This is a genomic window from Corallococcus praedator (genome assembly GCF_003612125.1).
GTDB classification, from domain to species: domain Bacteria; phylum Myxococcota; class Myxococcia; order Myxococcales; family Myxococcaceae; genus Corallococcus; species Corallococcus praedator.
Window position 1 is genome coordinate 1 of sequence record NZ_RAWI01000422.1, and the last position, 7,677, is coordinate 7,677.

Here is a 7,677-nt window from a genome sequence, read left to right on the forward strand (position 1 = left end):
CCTCCCAACCCCCCCGAAGGACGCCGTCCGGTGAGCGAAGGTCGTAAGCCACCACCGCCTGACGACCTCCCACCGGACCCGGACGGGGAGGGGACGCCGCGCACACCCGCCGATGCCTTCCGGGTGGCGCTGCCCAATTTCGAGGGGCCCCTCGACCTGCTGCTCCATCTCATCAAGGAGCATCGGGTTGACATCTTCGACATCCCGCTGGCGCTCATCACGGGGAAGTACCTGGAGTACCTGGAGCGGATGCGGGAGCTGAACCTGGACATCGCCGGGGAGTTCCTGGTGATGGCCTCCACCCTGGCGCACCTCAAGAGCCGCATGCTCCTGCCCCGGCAGGACGCGGCCCAGGTGCCCGAAGGGGCGGACGCGCTCGCGGCGGTGGAGGAGGCGCAGGACCCCCGCGCGGAGCTGGTGCGCAGGCTTCTGGAGTACCAGAAGTACAAGGACGCCGCCGAGCACATGGCCAAGCAGGACATCCTGGACCGGGATGTCTTCACGCGCCGGGTGCCGGTGGAGGCCGTCCCCATCCCGGACGACGAGATCGGGCTCCAGGAGATTTCGGTCCTGAAGCTGGTGGAGGCGCTCGACCGGGTGCTCGAGCGCCTGACGCCCAAGGTGCAGCACGAGGTGGTGCTGGAGCGGGTGAGCCTGTCGGAGGCCATCCTCCGGATGGCCGAGCGGCTGCGCAAGGACGGGCAGGTGGTGTTCGAGGCGCTGTTCTCGGAGGCGGCCACGCGCCAGGAGGTGGTCATCACCTTCATCGCCATGCTGGAGATGGTGAAGCGCCGCCTCATCAAGGTTTCCCAGGCGGAACCCCTGGGCCCCATCCAGGTGATCCCCAACGGGGACGCGCTGGACAAGCTGCTCCCCACGGAGGTTGACGAGAGTGACTACCGGTAACGGTCCCGACGACGGTGACGAGACGCCCGCCCCCGGCACGCCCGGAGGCCCCGGCCCGTTCTCCGAGGAGGAGATCGCCGCCGTCACCGGCCCCGGTCCCGACGACGCGGAGCTGGACGGGGTGGAGCCCGCCGCCATCGAGGAGGACTCGGACGACAGCGTCCCGGACCTCCAGAGCTCCTTCGAGAAGCTCGTCTCCAAGAGCCGCAACCTGTCCGCGGATCGCATCCGCACGGTGCTGGAGAGCGTGCTCTTCGTCGCCGAGCGGCCCCTGTCCGTGGACGAGCTGTACCAGGCGACGGGCATCCACCGGGACGCCATCACCCAGGCGCTGGATCAGCTCTCCGGCATCCACAGGGAGGGCATCAGCGGCATCGTGCTGTACGAGGTGGCGGGCGGGTGGCAGTTCCGCACGGACCCCCATTCCGCCGAGTACGTCCGGCGCTACCTCCGGGTGAAGCCGCAGCGGCTGACGCGGGCCGCCGTGGAGACCCTGGCCATCATCGCCTACCGGCAGCCCGTCACCCGGCCGGAGCTGGAGGACATCCGCGGCGTGGACTGCGGCGCCGTCCTCAAGGCCCTGATGGACCGCAAGCTGGTGAAAATCCTGGGCAAGCGGGAAGAAGTCGGCCGCCCCATTCTTTATGGAACGACGCGCGAGTTCCTGGAGTTCTTCGCGCTGAAGGACCTGTCGGCGCTCCCCACGCTGCGGGAATTCCACGAATTGACCCAGGAGCACCGGGACATCGTGGAGAAGGAAGTGGCGCCGCCAGTACCTGTGGCGTCGGGGACGGTCCAGGCGCTGTCGGACCCGGGTTTCACGAAGCGGATGGAGAAGAACGAGGCGGCCAGTGAGGCCGCCCTGGAGGAGCTGGAAGAGGCCATGGCCGCCGCGGAGCGGACCCAGAAGGTCAGTTCCAGCGCCCTGGAAAGCCCCCCATCACCCGAGAAGGGTGATAGCGAGGGCCCCAAGCCCGAGTGACGGGCCGAATTGGAATGGAAGAAGGCTAAGGCATGGCGGCGGAACGTTTGCAGAAGTACCTGGCTCGCGCGGGAGTGGCATCGCGCCGGCACGCAGAGGAACTCATCACCAGCGGTCGGGTGGGAGTCAACAACGAGACGGTGACGGAGCTGGGCACCCGGGTGACGCCGGGCGAGGACCTGGTCACCGTGGATGGGAAGCTCGTCACGCCGCCGGATGAATCGTCGTACTACCTGCTCTACAAGCCCATCGGCGTCGTGACGACGCTGTCGGATCCGCAGGGCCGTCCTACCGTCGCCAACTACGTGGAGGAGACGGGCAAGCGCCTGTTCCCCGTGGGCCGCCTGGACTACGACGCGGAGGGCGCGCTGCTCTTCACGGACGACGGAGCGCTGGCCCACAAGCTCACGCACCCCAGCTTCCAGGTGCCGCGCACGTACCTGGCGAAGGTGAAGGGCGTGCCGGACATGCCCACGATTGAAAAGCTGCGCGGCGGCGTGCGTCTGGAAGACGGCATGGCCACGCCGGTGTACGTGGGCATCTTCGAGAAGGTCGAGCGCAACACCTGGCTGAAGATCGTCGTGGCCGAAGGCCGGCCGCACCTCATCAAGCGCCTGTGCGCGGCGGTGGGCCACCCGGTGGTGCGCCTGTTCCGTCCGGCCTACGCGGGCATCGGCGTGGAGGGCCTGCGTCCCGGCCAGCTGCGGCAGTTGAAGCTCGCGGAGGTGACGCAGCTCAACGAGGTCGCGGAAGGTCGCGCGCAGCCCGCGGAAGCGGAGATGAAGCTGCCGCCGCGCCGCCACGGCCGCGCCGCGCCGGGCTTCGACGGTCCGGACGACGACGATGTCGAGCTGTCCATGGACGACGAGCTGCCGCCGCCTCCGCGCAAGTCCGCGGCGGCCAAGGCGGGCAAGGCGGACCGGGGGGACAAGAAGGCCCCCACGGGTCCGAAGACCCGCGAGGCCCGTCCGGAGCGCAAGGAGTGGAAGGGCGTGCAGGATGGTGGCACGCGTCCGCCGAAGTTCGCGGTGCGCGGGGCGACGCTGCCCGCGGAGGACGAGGAGATCGGCGAGGGCTTCGATGACGCCGATGTGCCGACGTTCGACGACGAGGGCGAGGAAGTGACGGAGCCGAAGGCCGCGACGGGCCGGGGTGCTCGCGCTTCCGAGGACAAGCCCGCGGGGGCTCGCGGCGCCGGGGGTGGTTTCGGCAAGCCGGCCGGTGCGGATCGTGGCGGGGACGAGGGTGCTCCTCGGGGCCGCTTCGCGAAGTCGGACGGAGATCGCGCGCCTCGTGCGGGTGGCTTCGGCAAGCCGGCCGGTGGCAGCCGCTTCGGTGGTGGCGAGGGCGCTGCTCCTCGTGGCCGTTTCGCGAAGTCGGACGGTGATCGCGCCCCCCGGTCCGGTGGTTTCGGCAAGCCGGCTGGTGATCGCCCGCCTCGTGCGGGCGGCTTCGGCAAGCCGGCCGGTGGCAGCCGCTTCGGTGGCGACGAGGGCGGTGCTCCTCGCGGTCGCTTCGCGAAGTCGGACGGTGATCGTGCGCCTCGGTCCGGTGGCTTCGGCAAGCCGGCGGGTGCGGGGCGCGGTGGTGACGAAGGCGCTCCTCGGGGCCGCTTCGGCAAGCCGGACGGTGATCGCGCGCCTCGGTCCGGTGGTTTCGGCAAGCCGGCCGGTGGCAGCCGCTTCGGTGGTGATGAGGGCGGCGCTCCCCGTGGCCGTTTCGCGAAGTCCGACGGTGATCGCGCCCCCCGGTCCGGTGGTTTCGGCAAGCCGGCCGGTGATCGCGCGCCTCGTGCGGGCGGCTTCGGCAAGCCGGCCGGTGGCAGCCGCTTCGGCGGTGATGAGGGCGGTGCTCCTCGCGGCGGCGCTCGCTTCGGCAAGCCGGCCGGTGATCGCGCGCCTCGTGCGGGCGGCTTCGGCAAGCCGGCCGGTGGCAGCCGCTTCGGCGGCGACGAGGGCGGTGCTCCTCGCGGCCGTTTCGCGAAGTCCGACGGTGATCGCGCGCCTCGTGCCGGTGGCTTCGGCAAGCCGGCGGGTCGCTTCGGCAAACCGGACGGTGATCGGGCGCCTCGGGCTGGTGGCTTCGGCAAGCCGGCGGGTCGTTTCGGCAAGCCGGACGGCGATCGGGCGCCTCGGGCCGGCGGCTTCGGCAAGCCGGCGGGTCGTTTCGGCAAGCCGGATGGCGATCGCGCGCCTCGGGCCGGCGGCTTCGGCAAGCCGGCGGGTCGCTTCGGCAAGCCGGCCGGTGATCGTGCGCCTCGGGCCGGTGGTTTCGGCAAGCCGGCGGGTCGCTTCAGCCGCGACGAGGGCGGTGCTCCCCGTGGCGGTGCCCGGTTCGGCAAGCCGGCCGGTGGTGCTCGCTTCGGCAAGCCCGCTGGGGCTGGCGCGTCGCGCGGCGAAGGCCGTCCCGAGCGTCGTGAGTGGAAGCCCCGTGGCGAGGACTCCGGCAGCCGGGGTCCTCCGCGCACCAGCCGTGGTGGCGTGGGCCGTACGCCCCGTTCCGCGAGTGCGAGCCGCCCTGGCGACTCCGCCCGGCCCACCGGCGAGCGCATCGTGCGCGCCGGCATCCGCAAGGGTCCTCCGGGCGAGGGGGGCGGCGCCAGCAAGGGCCCCCGCCGTCCCCGCTAGGACATCCATCCTCCCGGGTCGTGCCGTCGGTGGGCGGCCCGGGGGGGCGTTGATATAACCGCCGCCTACCTCCACCGTCCGCCTCTCCGGGAGAACGATGCGACCCAGCGTGCGCCCCCTCTTCCTCGCCCTGGCCCTGCTCGCCGGGTGCAACGGCAACAGGGATCAGCTCCTCGCGGAGATCCAGGACTCTCGTCCGGAGATCCGCGCCGCGGCCGTGAAGAAACTGGCCGCCCAGAACAACGCGGACGATCTGGTCCTCTTCACGCGCGCGGCCAAGGACCTTTCCGCCATCGTCCGGGGCGAGGCCGCGGGCGCGCTCGGCGAAAGCCAGGACCCCCGCGTGGTGGACCTGCTCGGCGAACTGCTCGAGGACGCGGACGAGTCCGTGCAGGGCCAGGCCGCCCTGGCGCTCGCGAAGGTGAAGAGCGACAAGGCCAAGGCGTACCTCACGCTCCAGTACGGGCGCCGGGGCCGCGCCACGCGGCAGATCATCGTCCAGGCCCTCAAGAGCGCGAACGTCCCCGGAGCCATGGCGACCGTCGTCGCCGCCGAATCCAAGGGCCTCTGGGAGCGCAACCTCCTGGCCCTCACCGAAGGCGCGCTCCCCGAACGCGTGGGCGCCGCCGAGGAGCTGGGCAAGAGCGGCCGTCCGGAAGCCGTCAACCGGCTGCTGCCCATGGTGCGCGACAGCCAGGTCATCCTCGCCGCCGCCGCCGTGCGCGGGCTGGGGGACGCGGGTGACCCTCGCGCCGTGGCGCCCATCGCGCTGCTGCTCGACGAGAGCTTCCCGGAGCTGCGCGAGTCGGCCATCAGCGCGCTGATGAAGCTGCAGGATCCGACCTCCGCCACGCGGCTCCAGGCGGTGGCGGTGGAGAAGAGCGCGGTGAGCCCGCTCGCCACCGACGCCATCCTGACCTTCCAGCGCACGCCGGCCACGGACGCCGCGCTGTGCGCCATCGCGCTCGACGGCGCGCGGGCGGAGGCCGAGGAAGCCGGCCGCGCCATGCGTTCGCGAGGCGGCTGCCCGGCGGACCCCATCGCGGATCGCCTCTCCCGGCCGGCCTCCGCGGCGGCGGGACTCCAGGCGGTGGTGGGCCTGGGCCCGTCCGCGAAGGCGCTGCTGCCCAAGGTGACGCCGTGGCTCAACCAGCCGGACGTCGCGCTGCGCACGCTCGCGGTGGAGGCGGTGACGAGCGTGGGCGATGTCTCCGTGGCCCCCGCGCTCCAGAAGCTCTACGAGCAGGAGGTGGCCGGGCTCGCGGCGCTGCGCGCGGACTGGGTGCCGACCGCGCTGCCCCTGAAGTACAGCGCGGAGCTGGATCCGAACGCCCCGCATCCGGCGTCGAAGAAGGAGGACAGCAAGGCGGGCAAGCACGCGCAGCTCTTCGATCGGCTCCAGGCGCTCAACGTGGCGCGGGCGAAGGATGCCGGGCGCGTGGTGGTGCCTCCGCGAGTGCCCTCGGAGCTGAGCGACGACGTGGATCCCGCGAAGCTCCAGCCGCTGGCCACGCTGCTGACGGGGCTGGGCGCGCTCAAGGCCCCCGGCGCGCTGGAAGTGCTCAAGGGCTACACGAACGACGCAAGCCCGGTGCTGCGCGCGGCGGCCCTGGTGGGGCTCGCGTACGCGGGTCCGGAGGGCGTGGAGATCACGCGCACGGCGCTGCTGGAGCCCGACCGCGAGCTGCAGAAAACCCTCGCGCTGGCCCTGGCGGAGCAGGGGGAGAGCGGTCAGCTGGCGCTGGTGGCGGCGCTGCCGAAGATGGGCAGCGAGAAGCTGGTGGTCCTGGATGCGCTGACGCGCGTGGGCCCGCCTCCGGCCTCGACGTCGGAGGTGCTCCAGGTGGTGGTGAAGGAGGGTGGGGCGGAGGCGGCGCTCGCGGCGATCCTGCTGGGCCGGATGGGCGCGAAGGACGCGGTGCCCACGCTGCTCCAGTCACTCGACGACTCCAACAGCGTGGCCCGGCGCGACGTGCTGCTGGCGCTGGGCGCCATCGGCGACGCGAAGTCGGCGGAGAAGGTAGGGCGCGACCTGTACCACGACCTGCCGGAGATCCGCGCCGCGGCGGCCACGGCGCTGCGCAAGATGAACACAGGCGCGGAGGCCGAGCCGCTGGACGCGCTCAAGGGTGACTACTTCCGCGAGGTCCGCGTCGCCGTGGGCGCCACCCAGATGAAGGACGACAAGGTCGCTGGCGGAGCGCAGTGAATGGAGTCTCGCGCGCTCAAGGACAAGGCGACCGAGGCCTTCACCAAGGGCCGCTTCTCCAAGGCCGCGGAGCTGTACGAGGACTACTGCCGCGCTGAACCGAAGGACCACCAGAGCCGCCTGCGCATGGGCGACGCGTGGTCCAAGGCCGGGCAGCGCGACCGCGCCGTCACCGCGTATCAGTCCGCCGCGGAGGGCTTCGCGAAGGAGGGCTTCCTGCCGCGCGCCATCGCCGCGAGCAAGCTGATCCTCGAACTGGATCCGGCCCATCAGGGCGTGCAGCAGATGCTCGCGGACCTGTACGCGCGAAGGGGCACGCCGACCACGTCCCGGGCAAAGCCGAAGGACGGCGCCTCCACGACGCCCCAAGGTACGCCGAGCCTCGTCAGCCAACGCGAGGTTGCGTCCAGCGCGGTGGGGAAGCCGGCCTCCCTCGATGTGGCGGCCACGGCGGACCGACAATCCCCTCCGAGCGCGGTGCGAACGACGCCCGCGCCCCTGGAGGCTGGAGGCGCATCGCTCGACCTGTCGGATTCGCTGCCGGCCGAGCTGGCCCTTCAGACCGCGCCGTCCACCGAAGCGCGAAGCCTCCCGGTGCACGAAGACACCGAGGTGGTTCTCTCCGTCGAGGTGCAGGTCGAACCCCAGCATGACGAGCCCGGCTGGGACCTGACGCCAGAAGACTCGCCGGATCCGGAAGCCTCAAGATCCATCCCTGCGCCAGACGTGCAGGGCACCAGTGCAGGCTCCACCCCGGTGTCCACACGGGATACCGCCACAACCTCCCTCCCGGTGCCCCCAGCACCACCTTCCGCTGCCCAGGACCGCCTGCCTCCAGGCCTGTCCGTGCGCGTCTCGCCGCCGCGAACCCCGTCGTCCCCAGCCTCCATGCCCGAGCTTCCCCAGACCCGGACCCCCAGCGGACGCTGGCAGGCCCTCGCATCGCCCATCAC

Annotated in this window: 5 protein-coding genes; all 5 read left to right on the plus strand. The window is 71.9% G+C overall.

Translation table 11 applies throughout. The features are described 5' to 3' along the window. The first annotated feature begins 123 nt into the window (after window positions 1-123). Entirely contained in the window at window positions 124-906 is a 783-nt protein-coding gene (locus D7Y13_RS34890) for a segregation and condensation protein A (protein ID WP_439329249.1), read from the plus strand. After that, window positions 893-1,888 (plus strand): SMC-Scp complex subunit ScpB, encoded by a 996-nt coding sequence (gene scpB / locus D7Y13_RS34895; protein WP_120534153.1) that lies wholly within the window; start codon window positions 893-895, stop codon window positions 1,886-1,888. The genes D7Y13_RS34890 and scpB overlap by 14 nt, the downstream gene beginning before the upstream one ends. Window positions 1,889-1,920: 32 nt before the next feature. Next, window positions 1,921-4,515, plus strand: coding sequence for a pseudouridine synthase (locus tag D7Y13_RS34900; protein ID WP_120584390.1), 2,595 nt, complete (start codon window positions 1,921-1,923; stop codon window positions 4,513-4,515). Between the two features lie 97 nt (window positions 4,516-4,612). Continuing rightward, complete coding sequence (locus D7Y13_RS34905; RefSeq protein ID WP_120534151.1) at window positions 4,613-6,724, plus strand: HEAT repeat domain-containing protein; 2,112 nt, start codon at window positions 4,613-4,615, stop codon at window positions 6,722-6,724. Beyond that, window positions 6,725-7,677, plus strand: a 953-nt coding sequence (locus D7Y13_RS34910; RefSeq protein WP_147452560.1) for a tetratricopeptide repeat protein, incomplete at its 3' end; no start/stop codon positions are given.